Here is a 16285-nt window from a genome sequence, read left to right on the forward strand (position 1 = left end):
CCTCGATCGCCGAGGGCCGTTACACCTCGACCTCCAGCGATTTCACCACGCTTACGGGCAAGCCGCCGGAAAGCTTTCGGGATTTCCTGGTTCGCACGGTCCCCGGTAGACCCGCGAACGGCTAGACAGCCGCATGGTCGCGCCCAATCTCCTGCGCCACCAGTTCCTGCAACTGCCACAGATTGCGGTCGCGTATGCCGCAGGCGTCGAGATGGCGGATCGTCTCGAACAGATATTGCGCGCCCGAACCCCAGTGGCCGACGGCCCTGGCCAAAGTCGCCGCGACCGCGGACTTGTCGAGCTTGCCGGCATAGCGCGGATTGGCGGGATCGACGACGAAGCCGAGCGCCTGGCTCATCCCGCCTTCCGTGCTGACCTGCAGCCAGCGCGGCACGTTGACGGCGGGCAGGATGGTCATCTCGCGGCGCAGCAACGCTTCGAGATTGGCGGCAACCGGCTCGGCGATTTCGAACACCATGCCCTGGCATTGGCCGCCGCGGTCGAGCGCCATCATCAGGCCGGGCTGTTCGAGCGTGCCGCGAAAGCGCTGCACCGTGAAGCAGAACGACCGGTGCCAGCCGCGCGCCACCGCGCGTTCGCCACCCCGCACCTCGCCGGCCGGCTTCCACAGCAGCGAGCCATAGGCGAACAGCTTCAGCGGTCCGGGCGGTGCCGAGGCCAGGATCTCGTCGCGAAACCGCGCATAGTCGGCGTCCTGCATATGGATCATGCCCGGCGTCGGCCCGGCATCCTCGACCACCCGCATGGTCCGCGCCACCAGCGCCTCGGTCAGCGCCATCGGCGCCTTGCGCGGTGGGGCCTTGCCCGGTGCGGCGGAAATGGCCTTGTTCATCCCTTGCGCTCCCAGCCTTGCCGCCATGTTGCCGAAGGCTGGGGGATTCTCAAGGGCGACCGGCGCGAAATCCGCCGGTCAATGCCGGGCGTGCGCGGCACGCACGCCCGGCAGGTCTGCTCTAGTGTTTGGTGCTCTTGCCGCCGATGGGGATGCGCTTTGCCTTGCTCTGCGCTTTCTCGGACTTCGGCAAGCTCACGGACAGTACGCCATTGCGGAAGTCGGCGGCGACCTTGTCCTCCGCGACTTCGAAGCCGATCGGAATGCGACGTTCGAAGCGGCCATAGAACCGCTCGGTGAACTGACGCTCCTTATCGTTGGTCTCGGAGTGTTTTTCGCCGCGCAACGTCAGGACGCCATCATCGAGCAACACCTCGATGTCCTTCTCCTCCATGCCGGGTATCTCGGCTGTCACGCGGATCTCCTTGTCCGTTTCGGAGATTTCCACGCTGGGCCAACCGGTGCCGGCCGAAGAGAACCTGCCCATGGACGGAAGCCGCGACTCGAAGCCGCGGAACATGTCGTCGACCAGGCGGCTCATTTCGCGATGTAGGCCCATGAACGGGTCCCGATCGCCTTCGCGAAAGAGGGTCGCAGACTGGCTGGTATCGCGGCCCCACGGCATGAGATCACGAATGGTCATTGCACTTTCTCCTTCCTTGATCCTGTTTCTGGCACGTTTGTATGCTCTGGCTGCGATGCTCCGGAGGACACCGCGCCGTCTGAAGCCGGCATCGCTCCTCGCCCCATCTGCGCTGCTGTTTTCGCTCTGCTTCTGGTCCGATCCACTCAACCTTTGGGAACGCCCTCGCCCGGTCGCGGGTCTCCCGCAATGTCATGGCCTCCGGCACATGATGCCCGAGTTCGACGGTCACAAGACCGCCGCCCATGGAGCTGACGCCCGCGTCTGCACCGGCTCATCTGGCGGCGGCATGGTCGATCTGGGGTTCGTTGCGGAGGGGTCAAGACCTGGTAATGCAAAGTGATCGTCGGCGATGTCGACCGTCATTGCGACTGGTAGAAGGTGCACATCCAGTTGGTCGTTAGCCTCCCTACGACACCAGCGGCATCGGCACCTTCAGCCCGTCGATCAGCGCATCTCGAAACAGCGCGATCGGACGGGCGAGCCGTCCCGCCGGCGGCCGGTGCAGCAGCCAGGCGCGCACTTGCGGTTTGAAGTCGGGGCAGTCGATGACCTCGACCTTGTCGCGCCAGCGGCTGTCGGCAAAGGCGCCGGGCGTGACGATGCCGATGCCATGGCCGCGTGCCACCAGCGACATTCTGAGGTCGACGCTGAGCGCCTCTACCCCGACCTGGAACGGCAGTCTGGCCGCCTCGAAACTCTGACGGATGAAGGCACGAAACCCGCAGCCGTTTTCGTTCATCACCCAGGCAAAGCGCGACAGGTCGGCGAGATTCGCCGGCTTCGGCACGCCGAGGCTGGGGGATGCGACCAGCAGCACCGATTGCGCGCCGAGATCGTCGCAGACCAGCTCGTCGGGCGGCGCCAGGCCTTCGGCGAGGCACACCGCCACGGCGTCGAGTTCGCTGCGCGCCACCTGCTCCACCAGCCTTGGCGACCAGCCCGAGGTGACGCGCAGCGTCAGTTGCGGAAAGGCGGCGCGCAAAGTGTCGAGCGGCAGCGCAAGTGCCGCGTCGGAGAGATAGGGCATGACGCCCAGGCGGAACTCGCCCTTGACCTCGCCTTGCGGCGACACGCCCGCCCTGAGATCCTCCAGCGAGCGCAGCACGCGCCTTCCATGCTCATAGGCCTCGCGCCCGGACGCCGTCGGCTTCAGCGGCTTCGACTGGCGGTCGAGCAGCGCTGTCGCCAGCCCATCCTCGAGATTCTGGATGCGGCGCGTGACGCCCGGCTGCGTCAGGTTGAGCCTAGCCGAGGCGCCGACGATCGAGCCGGTTTCCACCACGGCGATGAAGGCTTCGAGGTCATGGATGTTCATGCACATCTCGCATAATCATTATCAAATTGATTGAATTGTAGCATGATAATGCTTCGGCATAAAGTCCTCCCACAATATGCAACTTCCTGAGGACTCCATGCCTGATACCAATGATGGCCAGCTGTGCGAGCGGCTGCCCGCCGGCACCATCACCGGCCCGCAGACGCTGCTCTTCGCCGCCTCCACCGGCATCATCGTCACCAATCTGTTCGCGCCGCAGACACTGGTCGGGCTGATCGGCCGGTCGCTCGGCGCCAGCGCCGCCAGCGTCGGCCTCGTCGCCATGGCCACGCTGCTCGGCTATGCCGCCGGCCTGTTCTTCCTGGTGCCGATGGCAGACCTTACCGAAAATCGCGCCCTGATCCTGCGCATGCTGGCCGCGGCCGCCCTTGCGGCGGGCGTCGCTGCCTTCGCGCCCACCATCGCCTCGCTGCTGATCGTCCTGTTCATCCTCGGCGCTGCCTGCTCGGCGATCCAGATCCTTGTGCCGATCGCCGCTTCGATGGCGCCGCCCGGCGAGGCCGGCCGCGTCATCGGCGATGTGATGAGCGGGCTGATGATCGGCATCCTGCTGGCGCGGCCGCTGGCCAGCCTCGTCGCCGACGCGTGGGGTTGGCGCGCCTTCTACGGCCTCAATGCTACCGCGCTCGTCTTGCTCGCCGGCGTGCTCGCCTTCACCTTGCCGCAGCGGCGTCCGGAGGCGAAATCGACCTATGGCGCGCTGATTGCCTCACTGTTCGGGCTGCTGCGCGACGAGCCGGTGCTGCGGCGGCGCGCACTGACCGCGGCGCTGGTGATGGCGGCGTTCAGCCTGTTCTGGACGGCGGTCGCCTTGCGCCTCGCACAGCCGCCCTTCGGCCTTGGCCAGCGCGGCATTGCCCTCTTCGCGCTCGTCGGCGCCGGCGGCGCCGTGGTCACGCCTTTGTTCGGCCGCGCCGGCGACCATGGCTGGACGCGATCCGCCACCATCGTCTGTCACCTCGTGCTGATCGGCGCGATGGCACTCGCCGCCTGGGCCGGCGCCTCTCAGTCCGAAGCGTCATGGCAATTGCTGGCGCTGATGGGCATCAGCGCCGTGCTGCTTGACATCGGCGTCACCGGCGACCAGACGCTCGGCCGCCGTGCCGTCAATCTGCTTCAGCCCGAGGCACGTGGCCGGCTCAACGGCCTGTTCGTCGGCATCTTCTTCATCGGCGGCGCCATCGGCTCCTTGCTGGCCGGAGTTGCCTGGACTTGGGGCGGCTGGACTTGCGTGTGCGCCATCAGCGCAGTCTTTGGCGCCGCCGCCCTGCTGGTCGACTGGATCGGCGGGCCGGAATGACCGGGCGTTCTTACAATCACGCCAGGTGACCCAGGGGAACAATGTTGCCGGCAAACTGTTTTAGTCCTTGCCGGAGGATGCCATGAACGATGCGTCGGCGACGCCCGCGGGTCCCGTCCTTTCATCGACGGAGCGCGTGAACACGCTGTCGCATTTCCATCGCGCCGAAATCGCGCGCATGGCGGGCTGGCGCGATCGGCTCGACAGGACCACGAACTGGGCGATCACCGTGGTGGCAGCGATGCTCTCGGTCTCACTGTCGACGGCCAGCGCCCATCATGGCGTCTTGTTGTTCGCCATGCTGCTGATCCTGCTGCTTTTGTGGATCGAGGCGCGCCGCTACCGCTTCTTCGACTTCTACCGCGCCCGCGTGCGCCAGTTCGAGCGCCACTATTTCGCGCAGATCTTCTCCCCGCAACCCGACTTCGCATCGGATTGGCTGCTTATCGTCGGCGAAGGCCTGCGCGCGCCGAAATTCCTGCTGTCGCAACGCGCCGCCTTGGCGCGGCGCCTGCGCCGCAATTACATCTACCTCTTCCTGATCCTGCTCTTGGCATGGGTGCTGAAAATATCGACGCCCAGCCTTCAGGTCGGGGGTGCCGGGACCGGCTTCGTCGGCTCGCTCCGCTATGCCGTCGACAGCGCCGCCCTTGGCCCCATTCCTGGCATGGTGATCGTGGTCGGCGTGGCTGCATTCTATGCCTGGCTGTTCGCCATCGTCCTTTTCGCGTCCGGCGGCGACGGCGAGCTCACCTTCGGTGATGTCCACGTCTGACCTCGATAACTTCCAAATGCGGCAACGGGCGGCTGCAACGCAAAGGCCGACCATGCGTTGTCATGGTCAGTCCGCCGCGACGCTTGAGGGAACCCATGAACCGGCAACCGGCAACCGGCAACGACGTCAGGCCGTCTCGCGGCCACCCTCGTGCTGGCTACCCTTGCCCTGGCACCGGCAAGCAGCGCTTTCGCCGCCCAGCCGCCCGGACATGCCTCGGGCATGGGCGGCTCGGCCGAGGGCCTGTTCGTCGCGGAGATCGTGCTTCTCCTGCTGGTCGGCCGCGGCCTCGGCGAAATCTTCCAGCGCTACGGCCAGCCGGCGATCATGGGTCAGCTGATCGGCGGCATTCTGCTCGGCCCCTCGCTGTTCGGCTGGATATGGCCCGACGCCCAGCACCTGATCTTCTCCAGCGATCCGGCGCAGAAGGGCATGATCGATGCGGTGTCCCAGCTCGGCATCCTGCTGCTGCTCCTGCTGACCGGCATGGAGACGGATCTGCGCCTGGTGCGCCGCGTCGGGGCGGCCTGTTTTTCGATCTCGATCACCGGCGTCGTCGTGCCTTTCGCCTTCGGCTTCGCGCTGGCGCATTTCCTGCCGGACTCGTTGCTGCCCGACCCGCGGCAGCGCGTCGTCGCGGGACTGTTCCTCGGCACGGCCCTGTCGATCTCCTCGGTCAAGATCGTCGCCATGGTGGTGCGCGAGATGAACTTCATGCGCCGCAATCTCGGCCAGGTCATCATCTCCTCGGCCATCATCGAGGACACGATCGGCTGGCTGGTCATCGCGATCACCTTCGGCATAGCCACCCATGGCAGCCTGCAGGTCGTGCCGCTCATCACCACCGTGGTCTCGGTGGCGCTGTTCATGGTGTTCTCCTTCACCGTCGGCCGCCGGCTTGTCTTCACGCTGATCCGCTGGAGCAACGACTCTTTCCGCAGCGAATATGCCGTCATCACGGTCATCCTCATCATCATGGGCGTGATGGCGCTGATCACCAACCTGATCGGCGTCCACACGGTGCTCGGCGCCTTCGTCGCCGGCATACTGGTCGGGGAATCGCCGATCCTGTCCGACCACATCGAGAGCCAGCTGCGCGGCGTCATCACCGCGCTGTTCATGCCGGTGTTTTTCGGCATGGCCGGCCTGTCCGCCGACCTCACCGTGCTCACCGATCCGACGCTGGCATTGCTGACTGTGGCACTGGTCGCCATCGCCAGCATCGGCAAGTTCGGCGGCGCCTTCCTCGGCGGCCGGCTGGCCGGCATGTCGCTGAAGGAAGCCACCGCCGTCGGCAGCGCCATGAACGCCCGCGGCTCGACCGAGGTCATCGTCGCCAGCATCGGCCTGTCGATGAACATCCTGTCCCACAATCTGTTCACGATGATCGTCACCATGGCCGTCATCACCACGCTCGCCATGCCGCCCATGCTGCGCTGGGCGCTCGGCCGCCTGCCGGTCGGCCATGCCGAGAAGCAGCGCGTCGAGCGCGAACTGCTCGACGAGCGCGGCTTCGTCTCCAGGCTGGAGCGCCTGCTGCTGCTGGTCGACGACAGCCCGGTCGGCAAGTTCACCGCCTATCTCGCAGGCCTGGTCGGCGGCGGCAGCGGCATGCCGACCACACTGCTTCATCTTCAGGACGGCGAGCTCGCCGGGCAGCTCGGCGACAACGGTTCGGAGCGGGCGTCGAGGGAGGTCAAGAAAGGCGCGGCCAGGAGTGCGAGGGCCGTCAGCAAGGCCGAGGACACGCTTGTCGACAAGGTCCATCTCACCGCCCGCACCGAGCTTCAAGCCAGCGCCGAGACAATCGCCGCGGAAGCCCGCAAGGGCTATGGGCTTCTGCTGGTCGGACTGGAGAACACGCTGACCGACAAAGGCACCTTCAGCGGCGCGCTGAAGGACATCAGCAGTGGTTTCGACGGCCCGCTCTGCCTGGTGCTGAACGGCGCCAAGGCCAATGGAAAGATGCCGGCGCTGCGCGCCGGAACGACGATACTGGTCCCCGTCAACGGCACCGAAGTCGCGCGCCGCGCCGCCGATTTCGCGCTGGCGCTGGCGCGGCCGCACCGGGCCCGCGTCAAGGTGCTCTATGTCTCGCAAGCCAGGCAAGGCAGCGGGCCGGGCACGGTCTCGCACCGGCGGGAGGAAGCCGTGCTCAAGGATGTCGCCGATCTCGCGGACCGCTACGGCGTCGCCGTCGACACCGCGATCCGCACGCGAGCCACGGCGGACAGGGCGATCGCCAGGGAGGTGGCCAAAGGGGCCGCGATGGTGGTCATGGGTGTCACCCAACGGCCGGGCGAAGAGCTGTTCTTCGGCGACACGGCGACAGCCGTGCTCGCCGCGGTCGCCTGCCCGGTCGTGCTGCTGGCCAGCGAACGCGTCAAGCGGGCCGATGCCAATGCCGAGGACGCGGCAGCCGAAATCAGTGGCTGATATTTCGGCCGAGCGATCGGAACCTACAGGCCGAAGAACTGTCGCCCGATCATGTATCCCAGCGCCGCCGCGACGAGCGGAAACAGCGCTGGGGCCACCTTGCCGAAGAAGGAAACCTTCATTTCCTTGGGCGGCACATAACGTGCGTTGCCGAGATTCTTGGTCATTGCGTACCCCGCGCCAAACCAATCAGTTTCGCGCATACCGTTATCCCAAACCGCCACGCGGTCCCGGCCGGCATGCATTAGCAAACGCTTATTGACAGCATGGCCAAATTAACGGGTTGCAAAGAAATTCGGTAGAATCGCCGACCATTGCGCGGCGAGGCCCTGTATTCCAAGGAAATTTCCGCGCGTCGGGAACCGATCGGCCCCGTCCCGGGTTTTGCAGGTCGGGGCATGCATGGTCACAATCTCATTGAACGCGAGACAGTTCGGCGGCGCGCCGGTGGCGCGAAGTCACGTGGGTGTGACGACCGATGGCGGGCAATCGTTGACGGCGATGCCCGAAATCCTACCGATGACCCGACTGAACCCGAATAAACGCCGACCGATCCACGAGACGCCATGCCAGCGACCAGTACACACGCGATAGGAGATCGTCATCATGCCTTCCTCGCCGGCGGCGGAGAACTCGGCCGGCTGATCGCGGCTTTCGACTGGGCTCAGACCTCGATCGGACCGATCGAGGTCTGGCGGCAGAGCCTGAAGACGGCGGTCTCGCTGATCCTGCGCTCCAGGGTGCCGATCGTCATGCTGTGGGGTGAGGATGGCGTCATGATCTACAATGACGGCTATTCGGAATTCGCCGGCGGCCGCCATCCGCAATTGCTCGGCTCGAAAGTGCGCGAAGGCTGGCCCGAAGTCGCCGACTTCAACGACAACATCATGAAGGTGTGCCTGGGCGGCGACACGCTGGCCTATCGCGAGCAGGTGCTGACGCTCAACCGCACCGGCAGGCCCGAACAGGTCTGGCTCGATCTCGACTATTCGCCGGTGCTCGACGAAAGCGGCGAACCGGCCGGCGTCGTTGCCATCGTCATCGAGACCACCGCCAAGGTTGCCGCCGACCGCTGGCGCGCCGGAGAGCGCGACCGCCAGCGCCAGATGTTCGAACAGGCGCCGGGCTTCATGGCCATGCTGTCCGGCCCGCAGCATGTCGTCGAACTGACCAATGCCGCCTATATGCAGCTCGTCGGCCACCGCGACATCATCGGCCTGCCGATCCGCCAGGCCTTGCCCGAGGTCGAAGGCCAAGGCTTCTTCGAACTGCTCGACCAGGTTTTCAACTCCGGCGAGGCATTCGTCGGCCACGCGCTGAGGGCCGAGTTGCAGCGCACGCCGGGTGCGGCGATCGAAGACCGCTTCATCGACCTCGTCTATCAGCCGGTGCGCAATCCCGCTGGCGAGGTTTTCGGCATCTTCGTGCAAGGTGTCGACGTCACCGACCGGCTGCTTGCCGAACAGGCGCTGCGCCAGAGCGAGACCCAGTTCCGCACCTTCGCCGAGGCGATGCCCAATCACGTCTGGACGGCGACGCCGGAGGGGCTGCTCGACTGGTTCAACCCGCGCGTCTACGATTATTCCGGTGCAACACCGGGCGAGCTTGACGGTCATGACTGGGCCGACATCGTGCACCCTGACGACATCGTCGCGGCCGGGGAAAAGTGGCAGCACGTGCTGGCCGCCGGCACCTTCTACGAAACCGAGTTCCGGCTGCGTCGGCATGACGGCATCTATCGCTGGTTCATTGCCCGCGCCGTCCCGATCCGCGATGCCGATGGCGCCATACTGCGCTGGATCGGCACCAACACCGATATCGACGGCCAGAAGCAGGCGGCACAGGCCCTGCTGCAGAGCGAGCGCCGCTTGCAGCTGTCGCAGAATGCCGCCGGCATCGCGGCCCTCGAACTCGACATCGCCAGCGGAACCGTGGTCGGCTCCGAGGGCTTCTGGGGTCTCTGGGGACTGTCGCCGCGCGACAGCGTGCACATCTCGGTGCTGGAAGACATCGTCATTCCGGAGGACAAGGATGTCCGCTCCAACCCGCGTACACGAGAAGAAGGCACCGCCGTGCCCGCCGTGGAATACCGCATCCGGCGTCCCGACACGGGCGAATTGCGCTGGCTGTCGCGCCACATCGATTTCGTCCATGACGAGACCGGCAAGCCGGTCAAGATGTTCGGCGTCATGCAGGACGTCACCGACCGGCGCGAGGCGCAGGCGCGGCAGGAGCTGCTGACCCACGAGCTCGAACATCGCATCAAGAACATACTGGCGATGGTCGCGGCCATCGCCTCGCAGACGCTGCGCAACACCGATATCGCCACCGCGAGCGCGACCTTCAACGAGCGTTTGCGCGCACTGGCCAACGCCCATGACATACTGAACAAGACCCGCTGGACCAGCGCCTCGATCCGCGAAGTGGTCGACAACACCATCGCCACCTTCCCGCTCGAACAGATCTCGATTTCCGGCCCGACCCTGCCGATCAACCCGAAGATGGCGCTGACGCTGGCGCTCGCCGTCAACGAGCTGGCCACCAACGCGCTGAAATATGGCGCGCTGTCGACCCCGCAAGGCAAGGTGGTCATCGAATGGTCGCTGCAGCCATCGCACGAGAGTTCGGGCGGCATCAGGCTGATCTGGCGCTGGCGCGAAAGCGGCGGGCCGCCGGTGACGCCGCCGAGCCGGCGCGGTTTCGGCCGGTTCCTGATCGAGCGCGTCTTCGGCACCGACTTCGGCGGATCGGTCAAGATCGACTACCACCCCGACGGCGTCGAATGCGTGCTGAACGCACCGGCACCCCAATTGCCGACAGCACCGTACTGACTACATAAGGCATGCCATGACCATTCAGACGCCTGTCACCGTCCTCGTCGTCGAAGACGAAGCCTTTCTGCTGTTCGCCATCGCCGACGAGCTGCGCGAGGCGGGGTTTGGCGTGCTGGAGGCGAGCAATGCCGACCAGGCGATCCAAATACTGGAAAGCCGTCAAGACATCGCCATCCTGTTCACCGACATCGACATGCCCGGCTCCATGGACGGCCTGCGCTTGTCCGCCGCGGTGCGCGACCGCTGGCCGCCGGTCAAGATCATCATCACCTCGGGCAAGCAACAGCCGACCCGGGACGCCATGCCGAGCGGCGGCGTCTTCCTGCCCAAGCCGTACGCGCCGCAAGCCGTGGCGGCCACCATCCAGGGGCTGCTCGGTTAGGCACAGCGCCTTACTTGTCGGCTTTTTGCGAACGCCCGATCCCGTGCGACGGATAGCTGGCCAAGCCCTACGCCGGCAGCGTCGGCTCGGTGTTCGGCTCCAGCGCCTCTTCCGCCTCATGCTCGTCCGGAAGCACCTCGCCATGCACCCCCAGCGGCCGGCCGATCCAGACCGGATCGACCAGATGGTCGCGCTTGGGGTTCTGCGTATTCGGGTGGATGAGGATGCTCAGGCCGCCATGGTTCAGCATCAGCCACGGAACCAGCGCGCCGAAAATCTCGTTGGCGAAGGAGACCTGGTACATGGCCTGCTCATGCGGGCCGACTTTCCCCTCGTGCCAATTGCCCAGGCGCACGCGGAAACGCTCGCCGATGCGAAGACGCAGCCATTCGGCATGCCGCCGCTCGGCCTCTCCGCCGAAGTAGATATGGGCATGATAGCTGGCGATCTCGGCAAGTGGTCTTGGACTGTCTTGGGTCATCTCGATACCCTCCCTCGCAGGGTGGCTGCGTTGCGCCATTCAGCCCAAGAACAAGGGTTTAAGCAAGGTCCGCTGCCCGGGGTCGTTTGCGCGGCCGGGAACATGGCTCTCGATAGCCGCTCGAGCGCAGGGGCCGCGAGGTCGGCGCGCTGGAAGGCCTGATCCGCCACCAGCCGGTGCCGGAAAACGACCGCATGACCCGGCGCTACCGAGGGGGGCATTGCGAACCTCGGCCGCGGAACGGCGTCTGCCTTTATTTGCAAGGCAAGCCGTAAACCGCTGAAATCCTTAACACGATTTTCATTCCGCTGTCCTAACGACGATGTCATGGCAAGGCATTTCGAGCGCTTGTTTGCTGGCCCCCCTCCCAAGGGGCAGAGCGAAGCCGTGGCAACGGGGATCCTCCGCGATCAGTTCGCTGATCTGAGGAAAGGGATCTTCATTTCCATGCCTGTGGGCACGGTGCTGTCGGCGCTGGTCCTTCTCGTGCAGTTGCTTTCGCATGGCGGCCTTGACGCGGTGCTGTGGTTCGCGACGGTCAGCATCATCAACGGCGCGCGCCTGGTGCTTGCCGTCTCCCGGCCGAACATTTCCGACGGAGACCCTAGGCGGGTCGGCGCCTGGCTGTCCCTCTATGGCGCATTGGCCCTGCTGTCGGGAATAGCCTGGTCTTTCCTGGCCTTGCTGGCGGACGGATACACCACGGCCCAGGCGCCGCTCTATCTGATCGTGCTCTCGGGCCTGTCGGCGGGCGCGGTCACCTACTCGGCCTCATACGCGCCGGCGCCGATCAATTTCATGACAATGCCGCTTCTGGTCGCCGCCGGATGCGTGGCGGCCAAGGGCGGCATCGAGAATTATGTGCTGGCTTTCACCATCGTGCTTTTCCTCTGCGGAATGGTCAGGAGCGCGCTGATCGGGCAGGCCAGCTTCCGCGAGGCCAGCCGCCTCAAATACGAGGCGACGGAATTAGCCGCCGAGATGGACCGCAATTCCAGGCGCGACCCGCTGACGAACTTGCTCAACCGGTACGGGCTCGAGCAGGCGATCCGTGAGCTCGGGCCTTCCGACGGCCCGTTCGTGACCATGCTGATCGACCTCGACGGCTTCAAATCCGTCAACGACACCTATGGCCACAACATCGGCGACGATCTGCTGGTCAAGGTCGCACGCAGGATCGAGGACCATGCGCCGCAAGGCGCGACGATCGCGCGCATCGGCGGCGACGAGTTCGTGCTCTTGTTCCCCGCCGCGACATCCCGGCAAGCGGCCGGCGCGCTCGCCTCGTCTCTCATCGCGGCCATCGCGCAACCGGATCCGCAGTTGAACTCCGTGCGCGTCGGCGCCTCGATCGGCATCTACATCTCGGAAAAACCGCGGCTGACGGAAATGCTGCTGAGGGCCGATTTCGCGCTCTATGCCGCCAAGCGCAAGGGCAGGAACGAATACTGTCTCTTCGATGCCGGGCTCGACCAGGCGCTGGAGCGCAAGCACTGCATCGAGCGCGACCTGCGCGGCGCCGCCGAGGCCGGCGTGCTCAGCTCGTGGTTCCAGCCGCTGGTGCGCCTGGACACCAACGCGGTGGTCGGCTTCGAGGCGCTGCTGCGCTGGCAGCACCCGCTCCATGGCGCGATCGCGCCGCCCGAGATCGTCAACGCGGCGCGCGAGACCGGCCTGCTTCCGCTGCTGACGGAAACGGTGTTCCGCAATTGCTGCGCCATGATCGAGGCCCTGGTGAAGAACGGCCGCGGCGATGTCCGGGTCGCCATGAACCTGTCGCCGCGCGAGCTCGAGGCCGGCAATGTCGACGACATGATCCTGGACATGCTGAAGGCGAGGAACCTGCCCGCGGCGATGCTCGAGATCGAGATCACCGAGGAAGCGCCGGTCGACCGCGAAAGGGTCGACGAAAAGATCGGCCGCCTCGCCGACGCCGGCATATCGATCGTGCTCGACGATTTCGGCACCGGCTTTTCGACACTGGTGGCGCTGAAGGACAGCCGCATCAGCAAGATCAAGATCGACAAGCATTTCGTGCGCGACCTGGCCAAGTCCGTCGAGGACCAGGCGCTGGTCAAGACGGTCATCGATCTCGGCCGCACCCTGGGCATAGAGGTCATGGCCGAGGGGGTCGAGACGGACGCCGACCGCCTGATCCTGCGCTCGCTCGGCTGCATGGTCGCGCAAGGCTTTCTCTTCTCGCCCGCCCTGCCCGCGCCCGAGGCGCTTGCCTACGAGGCGGCCCATTCCAGTCAGACGCTCGCGGCGGAAGCCCTGTTCGACCCCGCCACAAGACGCCTGAGCGGCGCGGCCTGACCTTGCGTGCCGCAACATCGCTCGCGGCGCGAGGCTTTCGGCCCCGCGCGCATCGTGTAGTCTGACGGTCTCCTCGGGGGACATGACACGATGAACACAGCCGAAACCCTGCCCTATCTCTCCTCGGCGGTTCTCGATCGCCTGGCGATCTCGACGCCTGAAATCGTCGACGAGATCGAACGCCAGATCGTCGGCCAGCGGCGGGGCGAAGTCTGGTGCGCGCCGAAGGCCGCCGTGTGGCCGGGCGACGACCGCTACTTCATGGCCACGCTCGGCGTCGCCACCGTGCCATCCGTGCTGGCCACCAAGTCGCTGGTGGTGAACCCGCGCAACGCCGCGCGCGGACTGGCCACGATCAATTCGCTGATCAGCCTGCTCGACGCCGAGACGGGCCTGCCGCTGGCCCTGGTCGACGGCAATTGGGTGACGGCCAAGCGCACGGCGGGCCTCAGCGCCGTCGCCGCCCGGCGCATGGCAAGGCACGATGCGTCGTCCGTCGCCTTCATCGGCTGCGGGGTGCAAGCGCGCGGCCACCTCGAAGCGTTCGCCGACCTCTTTCCCCTGCGCGAAATCCGCGCCTTCGGCCGCGGCAAAAGCAATCGCGACGCACTGTGCGAATTGGCGCGGTCGCGCGGCCTGGAAGCAATCCCCTGCGACACGGCAAGGGCCGCGGTGGAGGGCGCCGACATGGTGGTGTCGACGGTGACGCTGGTGCCCGAACCCGAACCGTTCCTCGACGCGAACTGGCTGAAGCCGGGAAGCTTCACCGCCATCACCGACCTCGCACTGCCCTGGCTGCCCGCAACCATGCGCCGCCTCGACCGCATCGTCGTCGACGATTTGGAGCAGGAGAAGCAGATGCCCAAACCCCTGGTCGACGCAGCGCTGGTCGCCGGCGACCTGACCGGCCTGGTCTGCGGCGATTTTGCGGGGCGGCAGGGCCTGGGCGAGGCCACGGCATTCGTGTTCCGGGGGATGGCCGTGGGGGATCTGGCGGTGGCGGGGCTGGCGTATCTGCGGGCAAAGGCGGCGGGGGTGGTCTACTAGGAGGGGTGGTCTACCAGGAAATGGACAGGATCTCGAGCTCGCGCTGCCCCAGCTGGACAACATCGCCAACGCTCTTGCCAATCAGCGCGATGGCAACCGGCGAACCATGCGATATGGAAGCTTGCGCCGGGCTGGCCTCATCCTCGCCGACGATGCGGAAAGTCTGGGTGCGGCCATCATCGCGCGCAAAGGTGACAGTGTGCCCGAAGGCGATCACGTCATTGGACGTCGGCACCGGCATGAGCTGAGCCGTGCGGACGCGTTCGGCATAATAGGTGACATCGCGAACCGGAACCGCCGACTGCCGTCGCCTCTCGTTGACATCGTCCAGCACGCTGGCGGCCTCCAGCGCCCCCCGGGCGCGAGCCAATTCATCATGCAGCATCTTGAGACCCGCCTCGGTGACGAGGTTGATCCGATCGGAAATTGGGCGAGCCGGCAGGATGGTTTCCGACGCTGCCTCAGCACTTTCCTCCTTGGCAAAGGCTACGCTCAATGGGGAGTAACTCCGTGTGGGATGGTGATGGCTACGGATAGACCATGGGCGAAGATAAAGCTTCAACATTCGACGGCGGGCTTTGGGGGAATGTCCACCAAGGGTCGAGTTTCCCTCCCGTGCCTCCAATGCAGGAGCCGGATGGCCCTCTTGCCGCCAAAAGCTGCCGGACGGCAATGCGCCTGATATCAGACGTTGCTGAGAGGCTTGAGGCTTCCTGGAAGCAGTCATTCGTTAACGTTGCTAAGTTCGGTCGCTCCCACACCGAGCCATTCTCGGGCGTTATCAAGAGAGCCGGTCCCTCCGGCAAAACAAGAGAAAATCTGATCGGAAGCCGGCGCGGTATCTGAGATTCAGTTGCTTTGCGGTTTGCGATCGCCAGCAACGCGGCTTGACGCTTTGGCTAAACTCGTCGAACGCGCGGTCATAAAGGCAATGATCGGACCTCAATCCGACCATTTGCGGTGGATCAAAGCTCGGACCATCCATTGGGCTAAAAACGCTTGCGGCTATCTCGCCGCGGACGGGACGGAGGCGCAATCCTATGAAACTCATGACATGTCTCCCGCTAGTCACATATCCCGAGGCGAATACGGTGAAGGTCGGTTCGAATGCCGTGACACTTGCTAGGCAGGTGGGGGCAGTGCTTCATGCAATCGCTGTCGATGTCGACATTCCGGACGTTTCGAACGCGCTTTCGAGCTATCTACTCGATCTTCCAAGCAAGATTCGAGAAGCCGAGGCGGCCAGCCGCAGGCGAGGCAAAATCTTGCTGGAGGTGGTTGCCAAGGAGGCGGCACAAGACAAGGTGCCGCTCACGACCCATGTGATAGCGGCGCCTCCGGCTCTGATGGGCGATGTCGCCGCAGAACAGTGCCGCTATTTCGATCTGTCACTGGTCGGCCTAGCCGCGGACAATCCGACAGCGCGCATGACTGCCGAGGCTATACTCTTCGGCGCAGGCCGGCCGACGCTGCTTTTTCCCGAAGCTACGGATGTTGGTTTGCTCGACCATGTCGTCATCGCGTGGGACGGAAGCCGCGTGGCGGCACGGGCGGTCGCTGACGCGCGGCCGTTCCTGGAGCGCGCCGCCAGGATCACCGTCATCAGTGTGACCGACGAAAAGCCGCTTCCGGGAAAAGACATTGGCGAACGCCTTGCCGAGGGCCTGCGGGTGCGTGGCCTGACCGTCGAGAGCAGTTCGATCCGAGCTGGCGATCGTTCGATCGGTGCCGCTCTCCAGGAGCATGCCGTCAAGATTGGCGGCAAGCTGCTGGTCATGGGTGGATACGGTCATTCGCGGGTCAGGGACTTTGTACTCGGGGGCGCAACGGAGGGTGTTCTCGCGGATCTGCGGCTCCCCGTCCTCCTGTCGCACTGAAA

At 65.4% G+C, this 16285-nt stretch carries 14 protein-coding genes; 8 read left to right on the top strand and 6 right to left on the bottom strand.

Features of this window, described 5'->3' with window-relative positions; genetic code table 11:
• Positions 1 to 121: 121 nt before the first annotated feature.
• The 3 genes from ACVILI_RS26375 to ACVILI_RS26385 all read right to left on the bottom strand — a co-directional run bounded on the left by ACVILI_RS26375 (position 122) and on the right by ACVILI_RS26385 (position 2814).
• The gene (locus ACVILI_RS26375) at positions 122 to 853 is read right to left on the bottom strand and encodes a gamma-glutamylcyclotransferase (protein WP_038648492.1); all 732 of its coding nucleotides are present in this window, start codon (positions 851 to 853) and stop codon (positions 122 to 124) included.
• Between the two features lie 121 nt (positions 854 to 974).
• Complete coding sequence (locus ACVILI_RS26380; protein WP_038648494.1) at positions 975 to 1496, bottom strand: Hsp20/alpha crystallin family protein; 522 nt, start codon at positions 1494 to 1496, stop codon at positions 975 to 977.
• A gap of 409 nt (positions 1497 to 1905) precedes the next feature.
• Positions 1906 to 2814 carry a LysR family transcriptional regulator gene (locus tag ACVILI_RS26385; protein WP_038648496.1) on the bottom strand — a complete coding sequence of 303 codons (909 nt, stop codon included), beginning with the start codon at positions 2812 to 2814 and terminating at the stop codon, positions 1906 to 1908.
• 97 nt (positions 2815 to 2911) lie between these two features.
• Here ACVILI_RS26385 and ACVILI_RS26390 point away from each other — a divergent pair, with 97 nt between their 5' ends.
• The 3 genes from ACVILI_RS26390 to ACVILI_RS26400 all read left to right on the top strand — a co-directional run bounded on the left by ACVILI_RS26390 (position 2912) and on the right by ACVILI_RS26400 (position 7346).
• The gene (locus ACVILI_RS26390) at positions 2912 to 4135 is read left to right on the top strand and encodes an MFS transporter (RefSeq protein WP_038648498.1); all 1224 of its coding nucleotides are present in this window, start codon (positions 2912 to 2914) and stop codon (positions 4133 to 4135) included.
• Between the two features lie 82 nt (positions 4136 to 4217).
• The gene (locus ACVILI_RS26395; RefSeq protein WP_038648500.1) at positions 4218 to 4910 is read left to right on the top strand and encodes a DUF2270 domain-containing protein; all 693 of its coding nucleotides are present in this window, start codon (positions 4218 to 4220) and stop codon (positions 4908 to 4910) included.
• Positions 4911 to 5132: 222 nt separating this feature from the next.
• Positions 5133 to 7346: a cation:proton antiporter domain-containing protein gene (locus ACVILI_RS26400; protein WP_457102745.1), complete on the top strand. Its 2214-nt coding sequence runs from the start codon at positions 5133 to 5135 to the stop codon at positions 7344 to 7346.
• A 23-nt stretch (positions 7347 to 7369) separates the two neighbouring features.
• Here the strand turns inward: ACVILI_RS26400 and ACVILI_RS26405 are convergent, their stop codons facing one another.
• A complete protein-coding gene (locus tag ACVILI_RS26405) occupies positions 7370 to 7549 on the bottom strand; it encodes a hypothetical protein (RefSeq protein WP_457102650.1) in 180 nt (59 codons plus the stop codon).
• 363 nt (positions 7550 to 7912) lie between these two features.
• Between ACVILI_RS26405 and ACVILI_RS26410 the strand changes: the two genes are divergently transcribed.
• Together ACVILI_RS26410 and ACVILI_RS26415 are read left to right on the top strand one after the other, a co-directional pair.
• Complete coding sequence (locus ACVILI_RS26410; RefSeq protein ID WP_240564460.1) at positions 7913 to 10177, top strand: PAS domain S-box protein; 2265 nt, start codon at positions 7913 to 7915, stop codon at positions 10175 to 10177.
• Positions 10178 to 10193: 16 nt separating this feature from the next.
• Positions 10194 to 10562: a response regulator gene (locus ACVILI_RS26415; protein WP_019859689.1), complete on the top strand. Its 369-nt coding sequence runs from the start codon at positions 10194 to 10196 to the stop codon at positions 10560 to 10562.
• 67 nt (positions 10563 to 10629) lie between these two features.
• On the opposite strand, the gene ACVILI_RS26420 is transcribed toward ACVILI_RS26415, so the two are convergent.
• On the bottom strand, positions 10630 to 11043 hold the full coding sequence (locus ACVILI_RS26420; protein WP_038648503.1) for a DOPA 4,5-dioxygenase family protein: 414 nt from the start codon (positions 11041 to 11043) through the stop codon (positions 10630 to 10632).
• A 447-nt stretch (positions 11044 to 11490) separates the two neighbouring features.
• Here ACVILI_RS26420 and ACVILI_RS26425 point away from each other — a divergent pair, with 447 nt between their 5' ends.
• A complete protein-coding gene (locus ACVILI_RS26425) occupies positions 11491 to 13359 on the top strand; it encodes a putative bifunctional diguanylate cyclase/phosphodiesterase (RefSeq protein WP_240564459.1) in 1869 nt (622 codons plus the stop codon).
• A 90-nt stretch (positions 13360 to 13449) separates the two neighbouring features.
• Positions 13450 to 14406 carry an ornithine cyclodeaminase family protein gene (locus tag ACVILI_RS26430; protein WP_240564458.1) on the top strand — a complete coding sequence of 319 codons (957 nt, stop codon included), beginning with the start codon at positions 13450 to 13452 and terminating at the stop codon, positions 14404 to 14406.
• A gap of 10 nt (positions 14407 to 14416) precedes the next feature.
• Here the strand turns inward: ACVILI_RS26430 and greA are convergent, their stop codons facing one another.
• A complete protein-coding gene (greA, locus tag ACVILI_RS26435; protein WP_038648509.1) occupies positions 14417 to 14902 on the bottom strand; it encodes a transcription elongation factor GreA in 486 nt (161 codons plus the stop codon).
• A gap of 643 nt (positions 14903 to 15545) precedes the next feature.
• Between greA and ACVILI_RS26440 the strand changes: the two genes are divergently transcribed.
• Positions 15546 to 16283, top strand: a complete 738-nt coding sequence (locus ACVILI_RS26440; protein ID WP_240564457.1) for a universal stress protein — start codon at positions 15546 to 15548, stop codon at positions 16281 to 16283.
• Positions 16284 to 16285: the final 2 nt, after the last annotated feature.

This window comes from Mesorhizobium sp. USDA 4775 (assembly GCF_054062655.1).

What these genes read in the sequence shown, in the direction of transcription:
- ACVILI_RS26375 (WP_038648492.1), bottom strand. Translation starts at nt 853, where the DNA reads ATGAACAAGGCCATTTCCGCCGCACCGGGCAAGGCCCCACCGCGCAAG.
- ACVILI_RS26380 (WP_038648494.1), bottom strand. Translation starts at nt 1,496, where the DNA reads ATGACCATTCGTGATCTCATGCCGTGGGGCCGCGATACCAGCCAGTCT.
- ACVILI_RS26385 (WP_038648496.1), bottom strand. Translation starts at nt 2,814, where the DNA reads ATGAACATCCATGACCTCGAAGCCTTCATCGCCGTGGTGGAAACCGGC.
- ACVILI_RS26390 (WP_038648498.1), top strand. Translation starts at nt 2,912, where the DNA reads ATGCCTGATACCAATGATGGCCAGCTGTGCGAGCGGCTGCCCGCCGGC.
- ACVILI_RS26395 (WP_038648500.1), top strand. Translation starts at nt 4,218, where the DNA reads ATGAACGATGCGTCGGCGACGCCCGCGGGTCCCGTCCTTTCATCGACG.
- ACVILI_RS26400 (WP_457102745.1), top strand. Translation starts at nt 5,133, where the DNA reads ATGGGCGGCTCGGCCGAGGGCCTGTTCGTCGCGGAGATCGTGCTTCTC.
- ACVILI_RS26405 (WP_457102650.1), bottom strand. Translation starts at nt 7,549, where the DNA reads ATGCGCGAAACTGATTGGTTTGGCGCGGGGTACGCAATGACCAAGAAT.
- ACVILI_RS26410 (WP_240564460.1), top strand. Translation starts at nt 7,913, where the DNA reads ATGCCAGCGACCAGTACACACGCGATAGGAGATCGTCATCATGCCTTC.
- ACVILI_RS26415 (WP_019859689.1), top strand. Translation starts at nt 10,194, where the DNA reads ATGACCATTCAGACGCCTGTCACCGTCCTCGTCGTCGAAGACGAAGCC.
- ACVILI_RS26420 (WP_038648503.1), bottom strand. Translation starts at nt 11,043, where the DNA reads ATGACCCAAGACAGTCCAAGACCACTTGCCGAGATCGCCAGCTATCAT.
- ACVILI_RS26425 (WP_240564459.1), top strand. Translation starts at nt 11,491, where the DNA reads ATGCCTGTGGGCACGGTGCTGTCGGCGCTGGTCCTTCTCGTGCAGTTG.
- ACVILI_RS26430 (WP_240564458.1), top strand. Translation starts at nt 13,450, where the DNA reads ATGAACACAGCCGAAACCCTGCCCTATCTCTCCTCGGCGGTTCTCGAT.